This window comes from Pseudomonas sp. ABC1 (genome assembly GCF_013395055.1).
GTDB lineage: Bacteria > Pseudomonadota > Gammaproteobacteria > Pseudomonadales > Pseudomonadaceae > Stutzerimonas.
In genome coordinates, this window is the sequence record NZ_CP058349.1 from 1,406,744 (window position 1) to 1,423,480 (window position 16,737).

16 protein-coding genes are annotated in these 16,737 nt (G+C 61.8%); 6 read left to right on the plus strand and 10 right to left on the minus strand.

The genetic code is table 11. The features are described 5' to 3' along the window. Positions 1-219 precede the first annotated feature (219 nt). Together HW090_RS06205 and HW090_RS06210 are read left to right on the plus strand one after the other, a co-directional pair. Positions 220-786 (plus strand): glycine cleavage system protein R, encoded by a 567-nt coding sequence (locus HW090_RS06205; RefSeq protein ID WP_179112676.1) that lies wholly within the window; start codon positions 220-222, stop codon positions 784-786. 10 nt (positions 787-796) lie between these two features. After that, positions 797-1,270: a peroxiredoxin gene (locus HW090_RS06210; protein WP_179112678.1), complete on the plus strand. Its 474-nt coding sequence runs from the start codon at positions 797-799 to the stop codon at positions 1,268-1,270. Between the two features lie 58 nt (positions 1,271-1,328). On the opposite strand, the gene HW090_RS06215 is transcribed toward HW090_RS06210, so the two are convergent. Further along, the gene (locus HW090_RS06215) at positions 1,329-1,568 is read right to left on the minus strand and encodes a sulfurtransferase TusA family protein (RefSeq protein ID WP_373416386.1); all 240 of its coding nucleotides are present in this window, start codon (positions 1,566-1,568) and stop codon (positions 1,329-1,331) included. Between the two features lie 146 nt (positions 1,569-1,714). Here HW090_RS06215 and HW090_RS06220 point away from each other — a divergent pair, with 146 nt between their 5' ends. Next, entirely contained in the window at positions 1,715-3,142 is a 1,428-nt protein-coding gene (locus tag HW090_RS06220) for a M48 family metalloprotease (RefSeq protein ID WP_179112682.1), read from the plus strand. 18 nt (positions 3,143-3,160) lie between these two features. Here the strand turns inward: HW090_RS06220 and nadA are convergent, their stop codons facing one another. The 3 genes from nadA to HW090_RS06235 form a co-directional block, all read right to left on the minus strand. Beyond that, positions 3,161-4,219 (minus strand): quinolinate synthase NadA, encoded by a 1,059-nt coding sequence (gene nadA / locus HW090_RS06225; protein WP_179112684.1) that lies wholly within the window; start codon positions 4,217-4,219, stop codon positions 3,161-3,163. A 321-nt stretch (positions 4,220-4,540) separates the two neighbouring features. Next, positions 4,541-6,037, minus strand: a complete 1,497-nt coding sequence (locus tag HW090_RS06230) for an acetyl-CoA hydrolase/transferase family protein (protein ID WP_179112686.1) — start codon at positions 6,035-6,037, stop codon at positions 4,541-4,543. Between the two features lie 148 nt (positions 6,038-6,185). Further along, complete coding sequence (locus tag HW090_RS06235) at positions 6,186-7,283, minus strand: NADH:flavin oxidoreductase/NADH oxidase (RefSeq protein WP_179112687.1); 1,098 nt, start codon at positions 7,281-7,283, stop codon at positions 6,186-6,188. A gap of 87 nt (positions 7,284-7,370) precedes the next feature. Between HW090_RS06235 and HW090_RS06240 the strand changes: the two genes are divergently transcribed. Continuing rightward, the gene (locus tag HW090_RS06240; RefSeq protein ID WP_179112689.1) at positions 7,371-7,670 is read left to right on the plus strand and encodes a helix-turn-helix transcriptional regulator; all 300 of its coding nucleotides are present in this window, start codon (positions 7,371-7,373) and stop codon (positions 7,668-7,670) included. A 47-nt stretch (positions 7,671-7,717) separates the two neighbouring features. Here HW090_RS06240 and HW090_RS06245 read toward each other — a convergent pair whose 3' ends face one another. Both HW090_RS06245 and HW090_RS06250 read right to left on the minus strand, forming a co-directional pair. Next, the gene (locus HW090_RS06245; protein WP_179112690.1) at positions 7,718-8,197 is read right to left on the minus strand and encodes a glutathione peroxidase; all 480 of its coding nucleotides are present in this window, start codon (positions 8,195-8,197) and stop codon (positions 7,718-7,720) included. Between the two features lie 118 nt (positions 8,198-8,315). Continuing rightward, positions 8,316-8,801: a peptidylprolyl isomerase gene (locus HW090_RS06250; protein WP_179112692.1), complete on the minus strand. Its 486-nt coding sequence runs from the start codon at positions 8,799-8,801 to the stop codon at positions 8,316-8,318. 256 nt (positions 8,802-9,057) lie between these two features. On the opposite strand from HW090_RS06250, the gene HW090_RS06255 reads away from it, so the two are divergent. Then, positions 9,058-10,245, plus strand: a complete 1,188-nt coding sequence (locus HW090_RS06255) for an acetate kinase (RefSeq protein ID WP_179112693.1) — start codon at positions 9,058-9,060, stop codon at positions 10,243-10,245. 151 nt (positions 10,246-10,396) lie between these two features. Then, positions 10,397-12,499 (plus strand): phosphate acetyltransferase, encoded by a 2,103-nt coding sequence (pta, locus tag HW090_RS06260; RefSeq protein ID WP_179112695.1) that lies wholly within the window; start codon positions 10,397-10,399, stop codon positions 12,497-12,499. A 102-nt stretch (positions 12,500-12,601) separates the two neighbouring features. On the opposite strand, the gene alr is transcribed toward pta, so the two are convergent. The 4 genes from alr to HW090_RS06280 all read right to left on the minus strand — a co-directional run bounded on the left by alr (position 12,602) and on the right by HW090_RS06280 (position 16,716). Beyond that, positions 12,602-13,678 (minus strand): alanine racemase, encoded by a 1,077-nt coding sequence (gene alr, locus HW090_RS06265; protein ID WP_179112697.1) that lies wholly within the window; start codon positions 13,676-13,678, stop codon positions 12,602-12,604. A gap of 187 nt (positions 13,679-13,865) precedes the next feature. After that, complete coding sequence (dnaB, locus tag HW090_RS06270) at positions 13,866-15,260, minus strand: replicative DNA helicase (RefSeq protein WP_179112698.1); 1,395 nt, start codon at positions 15,258-15,260, stop codon at positions 13,866-13,868. 97 nt (positions 15,261-15,357) lie between these two features. Next, positions 15,358-15,804 (minus strand): 50S ribosomal protein L9, encoded by a 447-nt coding sequence (gene rplI, locus HW090_RS06275; protein ID WP_179112700.1) that lies wholly within the window; start codon positions 15,802-15,804, stop codon positions 15,358-15,360. Between the two features lie 21 nt (positions 15,805-15,825). Next, positions 15,826-16,716: a hypothetical protein gene (locus HW090_RS06280; protein WP_179112702.1), complete on the minus strand. Its 891-nt coding sequence runs from the start codon at positions 16,714-16,716 to the stop codon at positions 15,826-15,828. Between the last annotated feature and the right edge of the window lie 21 nt (positions 16,717-16,737).

Consider the following 16,737-nt stretch of genomic DNA (forward strand, 5'->3'; position numbering starts at 1 on the left):
AAAATAAGGAGGCGTTATGGTACAAGGCTCCATTACGCTTTGCGAGTATGCAGATTCCATCCTTTTACGGCGGATCAGCCGGCCACACCGTGCATTTCGCCACACAAGCAAGCCGCTCATTCCCTATCCGGGCGCATTTCGCTACTCTTTAAAGCTTTTCGGCCCTCGCGATCCGCTCGCCGGGCTGACCGATCGAGTCACCATCTCCAGGAATGCTGCATGTCCACCCCCTCCTCAACCACTCCTCGCGAACAGTTCCTCGTCATCAGCGCCCTTGGCGCCAATCCCATGGAGCTGACCCATGTGCTTTGCCGTGCCAGCAACGAAAGCCGCTGCTCGGTGGTCAGCACACGCCTGTCTCGCCACGGCGAGTGCAGTGCACTGGTCCTGGAAGTGACGGGAAGCTGGGATGCACTGGTGCGCATGGAGGGCCTGCTGCCCAGCCTGTCCAAGAAGCACGCGTTCACCGCCAATGTGGTGCGCAGCGAGCCTCAGGAAGTACGGCCAATGGCACTGCCCTACGTCGCCTACGTCAGCGCGGTCTATCGCCCGGACATTCTCAACGAGCTGTGCCAGTTCTTCATCGACCACCGGGTAGAGCTGGAGGCCCTGAGCTGCGATACCTATCAGGCACCGCAGACCGGCGGCACCATGCTCAACGCGACGCTGACCGTGACCCTGCCGGCGGGCACCCAGATCAGCTGGCTGCGCGACCAGTTCCTGGACTTCGCCGACGCACTGAACCTCGACGCCCTGATCGAACCCTGGCGCCCGCAGACCCCTTGAGGAAATGCCCATGTCCGTAGAAATCGACCAACCTGTCCCGGCTTTTCAGGCCGAAGCCACCAGCAACCTGAGCATCACCCAGGAGTCGCTGCGAGGCAAACAGACCGTCCTCTATTTCTATCCGAAGGACAACACCCCTGGCTGCACCACCGAGGGCCAGGGTTTCCGCGACCTGCATGCCGCCTTCCTGGCTTGCAACACGCAGGTCTTCGGGGTCTCCCGCGACAGCCTGAAAACCCACGAGAACTTCAAGCGCAAACAGGAATTTCCGTTCGAGCTGATCAGTGACAAGGATGAACAGCTCTGCCAACTGCTCGACGTGATCAAGCTGAAAAAGCTCTACGGCAAGGAATACCTCGGCGTCGATCGCAGCACTTTCCTCATCGACAGTGATGGCGTATTGCGCCAGGCGTGGCGCGGCGTGAAAGTACCAGGCCATGTGCAGGCGGTACTGGATGCCGCCGAGGCACTGAACAAAGCCTGAGGAGTACTGCGCGGCTTGCCTGCGAGGCACGCATGCAGGAGCCTGGTCGCATCAGCGTTCAGGCCTTCCTCAACCAGTAACGAAATACACCGCCAACCTCCTCGTCGCGCAGCAACTCATGCCCGGAGAGCCTGGCAAAGCTGCGGAAATCCCGCTGCGATCCTGGGTCGGTCGCGGTCACCTTGAGCACGGCGCCACTGGCCAGCCCATTGAGCGAGAGCTTGGCCTTGAGCAGCGGCATCGGACAGCTCAAGCCGCTCGCATCCAGTTCGGCATCGTGCGCGGGCACACCAGCCATGTCGACCATATCCACCTCCTCGCAAAGCCGCGCAGAATACCTATCATTGAGCCGCTCTGGCCAGCCAGCGACGAGGAACGCTACAGTAGCGCCGTTGCCCAACTGTCTCCGACCTAAACCTGCAAACCACACATGAGCCTCGATGGATGAAATTCCTGCGCCCCGCCCTGCTGACGCTCGCCTGCCTGCTATCGCAACCGACCTGGTCCGATGACTTGCCCTCACTGGGCGACGCCAGCTCCGGCATCGTGTCCCCAGAACAGGAATACCAGCTTGGCAGGGCTTGGCTGAGCATGTTGCGCGGACAGATCGCCCAACTGTCCGACCCGGTACTCAAGGACTACGTGGAAAGCAGCGTCTACAAACTGGCGGAAACCAGCCAGTTGCAGGACCGCAGACTGGAGTTCGTACTGATCGCCAGCCCGCAACTCAACGCATTCGCGGCGCCAGGCGGCATCATCGGGGTCAATGGCGGGCTGTTCCTGCATGCCCAGACCGAGGCGGAATACGCTTCGGTACTTGCACACGAACTTGCCCACCTTTCGCAACGGCACTTCGCCCGAGGTGTCGAGGCGCAACAGCGGATGCAACTGCCCATGATGGCGGCGCTGCTGGCCGGTGTGGTCGCGGCCGCGGCCGGCGCCGGGGACGCGGGCATGGCGGCGATCCTGTCCACCCAGGCTGCCGCCATTCAGTCGCAGCGCCGCTTCTCGCGCCAGAATGAGCAGGAAGCGGACCGCATCGGCCTGATCAACCTCGAAAAGGCCGGCTATGACCCGAAGGCCATGCCGTCGATGTTCGAGCGCCTGATGCGCCAATATCGCTACGACCAGAAACCACCGGAATTCCTGCTGACCCACCCGGTCAACGAATCGCGTATCGCGGATACCAAGAACCGTGCCGAGCAATACAGCGGCAAGGGGCGAGAGGACAGCCTGCGCTATCAGTTGGTGCGCTCCCGCGTGCAGCTCCGTTTCGAGTCGACGCCCGGCCTGGGCACCAAACGCTTCCGCGCCATGCTCGACGAAAACCCGAACCTCGATGCCGCGCGTTACGGCCTGACACTGGCCTTGATCAAGGGCGGCCAGTTGGAGGAGGCACTGAAAACCCTGACGCCCCTGCTCCAGAGGCAACCTGACGACCTGCTCTACAACCTGGCGAACATCGAGTTGGATATCACCGCCAATCGCTTGCAGCAGGCCCTCGACAGGGCACAGCGCATGCTGCGCCTCTACCCTGGCAGCTATCCCGCACAGCAGTCACTGATCGATGCACTGACCAAGCAAGGCAAGACCAGCGAAGCCGAGCGCGAGCTGGACAAACTCTCGGCCAACCGCCCGCGTGATCCGGACATCTGGTATCAGGTCGCGGAAATGCGTGGCCTGACCGGCAATATCGTCGGCCTGCACCAGGCCCGCGCAGAGTACTTCGCACTGGTCGGCGACTACAGCCAGGCCACCGAACAGCTCGACCTGGCCAAGCGCCGTTCGAACAACTTCCAGCTGGCATCGCGTATCGACGCACGGCAGCGCCAACTGGAAGAAGAAAAACGCATGATCGAGAACATGCGCTAGACGCCACTACTCAGCAACTCAGGCGTTGCCCACCAGCTTTAGCCTGGCCGCCTGGGTGAAGTCCAGCATGCGCTTGAGTGGGCGAATTGCCCGCGGAATCAATGCGGGATCGACGAAGATTTCGTTACTGCCCGTGCGTAGGCAATCCAGCGTGCGCTCCAGCGTATTCATGGCCATCCACGGGCAGTGGGCGCAGCTTCGGCAAGCAGCACCGTTACCCGCGGTGGGCGCCTCGACGAACACCTTGTCCGGACACAGCTGCTGCATCTTGTAGAAGATGCCCCGGTCCGTCGCCACGATGAAGTGGGTATTCGGCAAGGTCTGGGCTGCCTTGATCAACTGACTGGTAGACCCCACCGCATCGGCGAGCCGCACCACCGCCTCAGGCGACTCCGGGTGCACGAGGATCGCAGCCTCAGGGTACAGCGCCTTCATATCTTCGAGCTGCTTGGCCTTGAACTCCTCGTGGACGATACAGGCACCGTCCCACAGCAGCATGTCGGCACCGCTTTCACGCTGGACATAATTGCCCAGGTGCTTGTCCGGCGCCCAGATCAGCTTCTCGCCGTTATCCATCAGGCTTTCGACGATCTCCAGCGCGCAACTGGAAGTCACCACCCAGTCAGCCCGCGCCTTGACCGCCGCCGAGGTATTGGCATAGACCACCACGGTACGCTCGGGATGCTGGTCACAGAAGGCACTGAACTCATCCACCGGGCAACCCAGGTCCAGCGAACAGGTCGCCTCCAGTGTCGGCATCAACACCCGCTTCTCGGGATTGAGGATCTTCGCCGTCTCGCCCATGAACTTGACCCCGGCGACCACCACCGTGCTGGCGGAGTGCTGGTTGCCAAAGCGCGCCATTTCCAGGGAATCGGAGACACAGCCACCCGTCTCCTCGGCCAGGGACTGCAAGACCGGGTCGCAGTAGTAATGCGCAACCAGCACGGCATTCTGCCGCTTCAGTTCGCCCCCGATCTCGGCACGCAGTTGTGCTTCCTGATCGGGCGTCAGGGGCCTGGGTTGCTTGGCCGCCAGATGGGCCTGGACGAGGACGCGTTCGGATATCTGTGTCATTGCTCGGCGCTGCTCAGCACATGGAATACCGGGCCATGGAGACCCGCGCAATAGTGAGAAAGGAATGAAGCAAGGAAGGTGCCATTCACTCCGACTCGACCTTTTCCAGAGAGGGGGCCGAATACTAGCTGAAGCCTTCACAAAAGGGAAAGCGATGCCTGGCAAGGCTTTGCGTAGCGAAAATCAACTGCAATAAGAAAGCATCAAAAGGGAATTTTCATGCCAGTTGAAGACATTTACAGCTCAAATGAAAAAACCCCGGAAGCCAGGCTTCCGGGGTTTTTCAATGTGGCGTGGCGCTTTCGCCGCGCCAACCGTCACTTACTTCTTGGTCAGCATGTGGCCGGTTTCTTCCAGGTTGACGTGCCACTGCAGGGCTTCACGCAGGACATGCGGAGTCTGGCCGCCCTTCTCCAGCGCAGCCTCGAAGTAGGCATTCAGCGCATCGCGATAGTCCGGGTGAGCGCAGTTGTCGATGATGGCACGGGCACGCTCACGCGGCGCCAGGCCACGCAGGTCAGCCAGGCCCTGCTCGGTGACCAGGATGCTGGTGTCGTGCTCGGTGTGGTCGACGTGACCGACCATCGGCACCACGCTGGAAATGCTGCCGCCCTTGGCGATCGACTTGGTGACGAAGATGGCCAGCTGGGCATTACGGGCGAAGTCACCCGAACCACCGATGCCGTTCATCATCTTGGTGCCGCCAACGTGAGTGGAGTTGACGTTGCCATAGATGTCGAACTCGAGCGCAGTGTTGATACCGATGACACCGATACGACGCACGACTTCCGGGTGGTTGGAGATTTCCTGGGGACGCAGGATCAGCTTGTCCTTGTACTTTTCCAGGTTGCCGAATACGCGGTCATTGATGCGCTCGGACAGGGTAATCGAGCAACCCGAAGCGAAACGCAGCTTGCCGGCTTCGATCAGTTCGAAGGTGGAATCCTGCAACACTTCGGAATACTGCACCAGGTTGTCGAACGGCGAGTTGATCAGACCGGAGGTCACGGCATTGGCGATGTTGCCGATACCGACCTGCAACGGTGCCAGGCTGTTGCTCAGGCGACCGGCGGCCACTTCGCGCTTGAAGAACTCGATCAGGTGATCGGCAATGGCCTGGGTTTCTTCATCCGGCGGTGTGACGGTGGAATAGGAGTCAGGCTGCTCGGTGATGACGATGGCGGCGATACGGTCCGGGTCGACCGGGATCGCGGTGCTGCCGATACGGTCGCTGGCGTTCAGCAGCGGGATCGGCTTGCGGTTCGGACGCTCCTCGGGAATGTAGATGTCGTGCAGACCTTCCAGATTCGGGTTGTGCGCCAGGTTCAGCTCGATGATCACCTTGTCGGCGAACAGTGCCAGGTTGGCCGAGTTGCCCACGGACGTGGTCGGAACGATGTGGCCCTGCTCAGTGATGGCAACGGCTTCGACGATGGTGACCGCAGGCTTCTGGATGTGATTGCTGCGCATCTGCTCGACGGTGTGCGACAGGTGCTGGTCGGTGAACATGACCTGGCCGGCGTTGATCGCCTTGCGCAGGGTGGGATCGGCCTGGAAGGGCGAGCGACGGGCCAGCAGGCCGGCTTCGGCCATCAGTTTGTCCAGATCGTTGCCGAGGCTGGCGCCAGTGACCAGGCTGATTTTCAAAGGCTCTTGCTTGGCGCGCTCGATCAGTGCCAGCGGAACCGCCTTGGCCTCACCGGCACGGGTAAAACCGCTCATGCCGACAGTCATGCCGTCTTGGATGAAGGAAGCGGCCTCTTGGGCGCTCATGACTTTACTTTGCAGAGAGGACAAGCGAATACGATCGGAATACATGTAAGCCTCAAGCCACTGGGTGAGTCGGAGGCCGGAGTTTATTACATGGCAAACCGCCGGAGTATCTACGAAAGTCGTATTGGCATGATGCAAAAGGCGGATATCACAGAAGCATTCGACCGGACATGAGTCCGGTCGACGCAGTCACTCAATTGCTGTGGTAACGCTCCAGCCAATGGGCATAAGGCGCGGGCAGCACCCAGGAGGCGCGCTCGACGCCCAGCGCACGTGCGGCCCGATAGGGCCAATGTGGGTCGGCTAGGTGCGCCTTGCCGACCAGGACCTGATCCAGTTGCCCATTCTTCACCACGGACTCCGCCAACTCCGGAGTATCGATACCCCAGGCACTGGATACCGGTAGCCCTGACTCGCGCGCGACACGCTCGGCAATCGGCGCCAGGAATGCGGGAGCCCACGGGATATTCGCCTCGGGCGTGGAGAAACCGACACTGACACTCAGCAGGTCCAATCCTCCGGCCTTGAACTGGCGCGCCAACTTGATCGACTCGGCCAGTGTCTGCTCATCCTGTCCGTCGTATTCGATGACACCAAAGCGCGCAGTCAGCGGCAAATGCTCCGGCCAGACTTCGCGCACCGCCGCCAGGGTCTCCAGCAGGAAGCGACTGCGGTTTTCCAGGCTGCCGCCATAGGCATCGGTGCGCTGGTTGGAATGGGTGGAGAAGAAACTCTGGGCCAGGTAGCCATGGGCGAAGTGCAGCTCGAGCCACTCGAAGCCGGCCTCCAGTGCCCGCTTGGCCGCCGCGACGAAGTCAGCGCGGATGCGAGCGATTTCCTCCAGGCTCAAGGCCTTCGGCACACGCGGCAGATTGGCACCGAAAGCGACGGCCGAGGGCGCCAATGTCTGCCAGCCGCGGGCATCACCCTCATCGATATGGTCATCGCCGTCCCAGGGACGATTGGCGCTGGCCTTGCGCCCGGCATGGGCAATCTGGATACCGGGAACAGAGCCTGCCGCCTTGATCGCCTTGACCACAGGCACGAACGCCCGGGCCTGCTCATCCGTCCACAGACCGGCACAAGCTGGCGAGATACGCCCTTCCGGCGAGACCGCGGTCGCTTCGACGACGACCAACCCCGCACCACCGCGGGCCAGGGACGCATAGTGAACCTGGTGCCAGTCGTTGATCAGGCCGTCCACAGCTTGATACTGGCACATGGGCGGAACGGCGATTCGATTGCGCAAGGTGACGCCTTTGAGCTTCAGGGGCGAGAACAGTGCAGACATGGTGATTTCCCTTTGGATGGCTTATTACTTAAATTCGATAATATTCGAACTTATGCATTCCGGTAAACCCCATGTATGATTGCCGCCATGCGCCCCTTCAAGCACCCATCCGCCAAAGACTTCACACTCGAACGCATCTTCCATGCCTTGAGCGATCCGGTACGCCTGGAAATTGTCCGGCACCTGGCCAGGGTTGCCGAGGCCACGTGCGGTGAACTGGATGGGGGGCGTCCGAAATCCAGCATGTCACATCACTTCCGGGTATTGCGCGATGCCGGCCTGGTCCAGACCAGCCATGCGGGCACTACCCACATCAACAGCTTGCGCCGCGAGGATCTGGACATGCGCTTCCCAGGCCTGATGGCAGCCGTACTCGGACAGCAATAACCACAAGCCGGGCCATCGCCCACATGAAGAGCCCTGGTTACAACCCTTCAGGCCAGACCAGCCTCGACGGCCTGGATCAGCGCGGGATCATCGGGTGTGGTACGCGGAGAAAAACGCGCCAGAACACGACCATCACTGGCCACCAGGAACTTCTCGAAATTCCAGGTGATATCGCCTGGGAAATCCGCCCCTTCTCCTGCCAACAGACGATAAAGCTGGTGCCGGTTCGGACCATTGACCTCCTGTTTGGACGTCAACGGAAAGGTCACGCCGTAGTTAAGGCTGCAGAACGAACGAATCTCGTCGTCGGTCCCCGGCTCCTGGGCCGCAAACTGGTTGCACGGCACACCCAGCACGCTGAATCCGCGAGCCCGATACTCCTGGTAGAGGCGCTCCAGTCCTGCATATTGCGGTGTCAATCCGCATTCCGAAGCCACGTTGACGACCAGCGTCAGCGGATTGCTGAAAAGATCCGGAAGTGGCTCGCCGGCCAGACCAGACAGATTCAAATCGTGGAATGCACTCATTTGCTTACTTCTCCAGAAGGTAGAAAGCGCCACGGCGAACCGGGGCGCCTTCGACAACCAAAGCACACGCTGGCGAGAAGCACCCGTGCGCAGTCACTGCGCCAGGCGTATCCCAATATCAGTGATGATGCCCACCTTCGCCATGGATATGTCCATGGGCGACTTCCTCTTCGCTGGCCTCACGAACATCGACGATCTTGACGTCGAAATTCAGGCGCTGCCCCGCCAGAGGATGATTACCGTCGACGATGACATCGTCACCCTCGATATCACGGATGGTCACGATCTGCATGCCACCATCCGGCGCCGAGGCATGGAACTGCATGCCAACCGCCAGTTCATCGACACCTTCGAACATGGAACGGTTCAATGTGGCCACCAGTTCGGCACTATATTCGCCATAGGCATCGGCGGGTTCGATGGCAACCTTCACCTCGTCACCGGCCTGTTTGCCTTCGAGCGCGCGCTCCAGGCCAACGATGATGTTTCCGGAGCCATGCAGGTAGACGAGCGGCGCACCGCCAGCGGAGCTATCGATGACCTCACCGGCATCATTGGTGAGTGTGTAGTCGATGGAGACAGCCTTGTTGGCGGCGATCAGCATGTGACGAAACCTTTTCGTAGAAATGAATGAGCGCAGCAGTCTAACTGCCAGTCACTGCGATTGCGAACGACACACCGAAGATTCGGACGGAAAAGCCTCGGCACCAGGGAATCCGACACATTCGTAGACCATGCTTTTTGTAGGTCGAATACAACCTTCGGATGGCATCCCTTTTGCCTGACATGTGCAAGAATCCGGCGCATGAGTTTCCTTTGGCGCATTTTCCAATAATCAAACAGCATTCCAAGGAGCACCGATGCCGGCTCGTAATATCCTGGTGATCAACTGTGGCAGCTCTTCGATCAAGTTCGCTCTGGTCAATGAGGAACAAGCCACCTTCCCCCTGCAAGGCCTGGCCGAACGCCTGGGCAGCCCCGAAGCCGTCCTGCACTGGCAGTTGGGCGAAACCAAGGAAAGCCTGGACATTCCGGATGCTGATCACCGTGCAGCACTGGAACGCCTGTTGCCCCTGGCCCAGGAAGCCGCCGGCGGCCGCCTAGACGGCATCGGCCACCGCGTCGTGCATGGTGGCGAGCACTTCACCGGCTCCTCGCTGATCGACGATGCCGTACTCGACGCCGTGCGCACTGCCGCACAACTGGCCCCACTGCACAACCCGGCCAACCTGACCGGCATCGAAGCCGCCATGGCCCTGTTCCCGGGCCTGCCGCAGGTCAGCGTATTCGACACCGCCTTCCACCAGACCATGCCCGAGCACGCCTATCGTTATGCCGTGCCTGAATTCCTCTATCGGGAACATGGTGTACGCCGCTACGGTTTCCACGGCACCAGCCACCTGTATGTCAGCAAGCGTGCCGCCGAACTCACCGGCCTGCCGGTCAATGACAGTTGCTGGCTGACTGCCCACCTGGGCAATGGCAGTTCCACCTGCGCCATCGTCAACGGCGAAAGCCGCGACACCAGCATGGGCCTGACCCCGCTGGAAGGCCTGGCAATGGGCACCCGCAGTGGCGACGTCGACCCGAACCTGCACAACTACCTGGCGCGCAACCTCGGCTGGACGCTGGATCAGGTCGACCGCATGCTCAACCACGAGAGCGGCCTGAAAGGCCTGTCCGGGCTGTCCAACGACATGCGCACCCTCTACGAAGCACGCATCGCCGGCCATGCCGGTGCCAGCCTGGCCTTCGAAGTCTTCTGCTACCGCCTCGCCAAGTCCCTGGCCAGCATGGCTTGCGCCCTGCCACGCCTGGATGGCCTGATCTTCACTGGCGGCATCGGCGAAAACTCCTCGGCCATCCGTGCACGCACGCTGGAACACCTGAAACTGTTCAACTTCAAGCTCGACGACGAAGCCAACGCCCGCTGCACCCGTGGCGTCGCCGGAGAGATCCAGGCCGCCGGTAGCCCACGCGTGATGGTGGTGCCGACCAACGAGGAACGCCAGATCGCCATCGACACCCTGGCCCTGCTCGACGCCTGATACGACCCAATGAGCAAGACCCGATCGTTTCGTACGTCGGGTCTTTCCTTTTTAATCACCACGCCGCCCACGATCTCGCGAGCTGGAGCCACTTTCCACGCCACCCGGCCAATACCCAGCAGATCGTGTTCCTCCAGCACAAGGAGATCCCATGCACACTCTGTTTCTCGCACCCGCCGGCTCCGGCGGCGGTCTCAACTCCGTCAGCCTTGGCCTGATCCGCGCCCTGGAAAACAGCGGGCTCAAGGTCGGCTTCTACAAGCCCATCGCCCAGCCCTTCCCCAGCGACCAGGGCCTCGAACGCTCCTGCATCCTGGCCGAGCGCACACTCAAGCAGACGCCACCGACACCGATCCCGCTCGAACAGGTCGAACGCCAACTGGCCAACGACGAACTCGACCTGCTGCTCGAAGACGTCGTCAGTCATTACCAGCAGGTCGCCAGCGGCAAGGACGTGGTGATCGTCGAAGGCATGGTGCCGACCCGCGCCTCCGATTATGCCGGGCGCATCAACAGCCAGATCGCCAAGAGCCTGGATGCCGAAGTCATCCTGGTCGCAGCCCAAGGCAGCGACACCTTCAAGCAGACGGCCGAGCGCATCGAAATCCAGGCCCGCCAGTTCGGCGGAATCCAGGCCAGCAACGTACTGGGCGTGATCCTCAACAAGGTCAAGAGCGAAGATGGCAGCGAGGCGTTCGTCGAACGCCTCAAGGCCCACCTGCCAGCCCTGGGCGGCAAGGACTTCCAGTTGCTGGGCAACATTCCGTTCGAGCAGGAACTCAACGCCCTGCGTACCCTCGACGTGGCGCAACTGCTGGATGCCAAGGTCATCAATACTGGCGAAGCCGAACAGCGCCGAGTCAACAAGATCGTCCTGTGCGCCCGCACCGTACCCAATACCGTACAACTGCTGCAGAACGGCGTGCTGGTGGTGACACCCGGCGACCGTGACGACATCATCCTGGCCGCCAGCCTGGCCTCGCTCAATGGCGTGAAGCTGGCCGGCCTGCTGCTGTGCAGCGATTTCGACCCGGACCCACGCATCCTCGAGCTGTGCAAGGCGGCGCTGGACGGCGGCCTGCCGGTATTCAGCGTGTCGACAGGGTCCTACGACACCTCCACCAACCTGTTCGGCCTGAACAAGGAAACACCGTCCGACGATATCGAGCGCGCCACCCGCGTCACCGACTACATCGCCGGCCACCTGCAACCCGAATTCCTGCGCAATCGCCTCAGCGTGCCGCGCGGCGAACTGCGCCTGTCGCCACCCGCGTTCCGCTACCAGTTGGTCAAGCGCGCCCAGGAAGCCAACAAGCGCGTCGTCCTGCCGGAAGGCAACGAGCCGCGCACCATCCGCGCCGCCGCCATCTGCCAACAGCGCGGCATCGCCCGTTGCGTGCTGCTGGCCAAGCCGGAGGAAGTCCGCTCCATCGCCGCCGCACAGGGCATCGTCCTGCCTGAAGGGCTGGAAATCCTCGATCCGGACCGGATTCGCCAGGACTACATCGCGCCCATGGTCGAGATGCGCAAGAGCAAGGGCCTGACGCCGGAAATGGCCGACGAGCAGCTCAAGGACACCGTGGTGCTGGGCACCATGATGCTGGCACTGGACGAGGTCGACGGCCTGGTTTCCGGTGCGGTGCACACCACCGCCAACACCATCCGCCCAGCCCTGCAACTGATCAAGACCGCGCCGGGCTACAACCTGGTGTCCTCGGTGTTCTTCATGCTGCTGCCGGACCAGGTACTGGTCTACGGCGACTGCGCGGTCAACCCCAACCCGAGCGCGACCGAACTGGCGGAAATCGCCCTGCAGAGCGCCGAATCCGCCGTAGCCCTGGGCGTTCACCCGCGCGTGGCGATGATCAGCTACTCCACCGGCGACTCAGGCAGCGGTGCGGAAGTGGACAAGGTTCGCGAGGCAACCCGACTGGCCCGTGAGCGTTCGCCCGGCTTGCCGATCGACGGCCCACTGCAATACGACGCCGCCTCCGTGGCCAGCGTCGGCAAGCAGAAAGCGCCCAACAGCCTGGTCGCCGGCCAAGCCACAGTGTTCGTCTTCCCCGACCTGAACACCGGCAACACCACCTACAAGGCGGTACAGCGCAGCGCCAACGTGATCAGCGTCGGCCCGATGCTGCAAGGCCTGCGCAAGCCGGTCAACGACCTGTCACGCGGCGCTCTGGTGGACGACATCGTCTTCACCATCGCCCTGACTGCCCTGCAGGCAGCCAACCAGAAGAAAGAAGACTGACGGACATCACAGGCCCCGGTGCAATGCCGGGGCCTGTGCCGCAGAAGCTGGGAACATGGAAGGCATTGCCGAGAAGCGGCGCTTCCGGCTCGCAGAGCACCGCTACGGTATATAGCGCCTGGGCACTCGGGCAGTCACCTTGGTCAGCAACTCATAACCAATGGTGCCGCAGGCCGTCGCCAGTTCATCGATGGTGACCTGCTCACCCCACAACTCCACCTCGTCACCCAACACCGCGTCTGGAAGGTCGGTGAGATCCACCGCCAGCATATCCATGGACACCCTTCCCGCCAGAGGTACACGCTGCCCCCTGATCGCCAGCGGCGTTCCCGAGGGTGCGATGCGCGGGTAGCCATCGGCATAACCGCAACTGACCGTGCCAATCCGCGAGGGACGCTCGGCGATCCAACCAGCGCCGTAACCGACTGACTCGCCAGGGGCCAGGTCGCGCACGGCGATCAGCCGCCCCGTCAGGCGCATGACCGGTTTCAATCCCAGCGTCTGGGCACTCAGTTCGGCGAATGGCGAAGCACCATAGAGCATGATGCCGGGGCGTATCCAATCCATATGCGCGGCAGGCAAGGTCAGCACGGCAGCGGAGTTGGCCAGCGTACGGTTGTCGAAAGCCAGGTCGAGCACGCTGGAATAGCGCTCCAACTGTGCATCGATAAGCGAATGCCCGCGCTCATCGGCACAGGCGAAATGGCTGATCAGGTTCAATTCCGCGACATTCGCCGAGCCTCGCAAGCGGGCATGGCACTCGCGCAACGCCTCGGCGGTGAACCCCAGGCGGTGCATGCCCGAGTCCAGTTTCAGCCAGACATTCAGCGGTCGCTCCAGTCGTGCGGCGAGCAGCAGGGCCGCCTGGTTCTCGTCCTGCACCACCACATCCAGCCCGGACTGCGCCGCCTCCTGATACTCCTGCGCCTCGAAACACCCCTCCAGCAGCAGCAAGCGAGCATCAGCCACCACTTGGCGCACCTGGCGCGCTTCCTCGATGCAGGCCACGGCAAAACCATCGGCAAGGTCCGCCAGCGCCTCGGCCACTTGAGGCGCGCCATGTCCGTAGGCATTGGCCTTGACGACAGCGAAGGCATGTCGGCCTGGAGCACAGCGCTTGGCCAGAAGATAGTTATGACGCAACGCGGCCATATCGACCGTTGCAACGAGGGGGCGCATGAAAGGAGTCCTTGAAAACGGCAAGAGCCCGAATCTTACTCCGAGCACCACCGACCGCAACCCATCGCCAGGGCGATTTCGAAAGACGGCGGGCCGCAAGAAGCCATGCAGGCTTCAAGTGGCATATCCGAGGCAGAACTCAATGCAGCCCACGGCCATGCCTCAAGCGTGCAGCAGGCCTTGCGACCTACTCGTCGTCGAACTGGTAACTGCCCGGCGCCAGGTTCTCGAAACGTGAGTATTTACCGAGGAAGGCCAGGCGGGTCGTACCGATGGGGCCGTTACGCTGCTTGCCGATGATGATCTCGGCGACACCCTTGTATTCGGTCTCAGGGTGATAGACCTCATCCCGGTAGACGAACATGATGATGTCCGCATCCTGCTCGATGGCCCCTGACTCACGCAGGTCAGAGTTGACCGGGCGCTTGTTGGGCCGTTGCTCCAGCGAGCGGTTGAGCTGCGACAGGGCGATTACCGGGCAGTTGAACTCCTTGGCCAGGCCCTTGAGCGAGCGTGAGATCTCGGAAATCTCATTGACCCGGCTGTCGCCACTGGAACCGGGAATCTGCATCAATTGCAGGTAGTCGACCATGATCATGCCGATCTCGCCATGCTCACGCGCCAGACGCCGGGTGCGCGCACGCATCTCCGAAGGCGAGATTCCGGCCGTATCGTCGATGAACAACTTGCGGTCGTTGAGCAGGTTGACCGCCGACGTCAATCGTGGCCAATCGTCATCGTCCAGCTTGCCGGTACGCACCTTGGTCTGGTCGATACGCCCCAGAGAGGCGAGCATCCGGATCACAATGGAGTCGGCAGGCATCTCCAGCGAATAGACGAGGATCGCCTTGTCCGAGCGCAGCACCGCGTTCTCCACCAGGTTCATGGCGAAGGTGGTCTTGCCCATGGACGGTCGCCCCGCCACGATGATCAGGTCGGCTGCCTGCAGGCCGCTGGTGGCTTCGTCCAGATCGGTGAAGCCAGTGGACAAGCCCGTGATCGCCTCGCCCGCATTGAACAGCGAATCGATACGATCGATGGCCTTGACCAGGATGTCGTTGATGCCGATCGGGCCACCGACCTTGGGCCGCGACTCGGCGATCTGGAAGATCAGCCGTTCGGCCTCGTCCAGAATCTCCTCGCCAGTTCGCCCCTGGGGTGCATAGGCACTGTCGGCGATCTCATTGCTGATACCGATCAACTTACGCAGCGTGGCGCGCTCGCGGATGATCTGCGCATAGGCCTTGATGTTGGCCACGGAAGGCGTGTTTTTCGCCAATTCGCCCAGATAGGCCAGCCCGCCAACCTGGGACAGATGACCCTCCTTGTCCAACTGCTCGGACAATGTCACCACATCGAAGGGGGCATTGCGCTCGGCCAGGACATAGACGGCACGAAAGATAAGTCGGTGGTCGTGGCGATAGAAGTCGCCATCGGATACCTGGTCGAGCACACGCTCCCAGGCATTGTTGTCGAGCATCAGGCCGCCAAGCACCGCCTGCTCGGCCTCGATGGAGTGAGGCGGAACCTTGAGCGCCGCTGTTTCCAGGTCGTACTGCTGGGGAAGACTGATGTCGTTCATGGTACTCGTATCCAGAAAAACAAAAGGCACGTCCCGCTAGGCGGAAACGTGCCCGATGTTATCCGCCTGGCACCCGAGGTGCCAGACGCCGCAGGCATCAGCCGGCGATGACGATCAGCCGAACGCTGGCTTCAACGTCAGTGTGCAGGTGCACAGCCACATCGTACTCACCAACCTGACGGATGGTGCCGTTGGGCAGACGCACTTCGCTCTTGGCCACTTCGACGCCAGAGGCGGTCAGGGCATCGGCGATGTCGTGAGTACCGATGGAACCGAACAGCTTGCCCTCATCGCCCGCGGTAGCGGTGATGGTGACTTCCAGCTCGGCCAGTTGTGCGGCACGGGATTCGGCGGATGCCTTCTTCTCGGCAGCGGCCTTCTCCAGCTCGGCGCGGCGGGCTTCGAACTCGGCGATGTTGGCCGGGGTCGCAGCAGTCGCTTTGCGTTGCGGCAGCAGGTAGTTACGGCCGTAACCGGCCTTGACGTTCACTTTATCGCCCAGGTTGCCCAGGTTGGCGATCTTTTCCAGCAGGATGACTTCCATTTGAGTCTTACCTCTTAACTTTTAACCTTCACCGTCAGACCCCGCTCCCTCTTTACGAGAGGCGCGGCCACGAAAATCAAACAGGCTGTCGACAACGGCCATGACGGCCAACAGCGGATAGACCAGTTGCATGAACACCAGCAGGGTCACGTACAACCCCACCAGCCAGAACCGCTGCATACGCTTCTGCGCCACCAGGCCGTGCACCAGCGCCAGCCCGGCGAATACCAGGGGCACGCTGCACAACGGCGTCAGTGCCGCCAGATGCACATCGATGCTAGGCCCCAGCAATATCCCCGCCAGCAACAGCATCGCGGGCAACGCCCGAAACCGCAGCGCCCGAAACTCGGCGCCGAAACCACCCGGGTTGTACAACTGGGCCTGCCAGTAACGCGCAAGCACCAGGCTGAGCAGGGTCAGCGCCTGCAACAGCGCAGCCAGCAAACCGGTCAGTACCGGCACCAGCAAAGCGCCCAATCGCCCTCTTTCCTCATCGGAAAGCTGCTCATACGCTTGCGACAGCGCATCGGGCAGGGCTTTCTGCACTTCACCAGCCAGCGCAGCGATCGGCTCAGCGAACACCTGCGACAAAACCCAGGCATACAACAACCCAAGCCCTATGCTGTACAACATCACGCGTGACCAGGGAGCCTGGTTGCGCAACTGCATCGCCAGTGCCAGCGACCCCAGCAACACGAGCAGGACGCGTGGATCACCGAAGTACATCCAGGCCAGGGCCGGCAACAGCGCCCAGACCAGAATGCCCAGCGCATCGCTCAAGCCTCGCCGCAACAGCACCAGGCTACCGGCAGCCGCACTCAACCAGAACATGAACGGCAGTATCGCTGCCACGACCACTACGAGAGTGGCCTGCAAGCGACCGCGCATGATGAACTCGGCCAAGGCGCGCATGCGATCTATCCTCTACCTTTG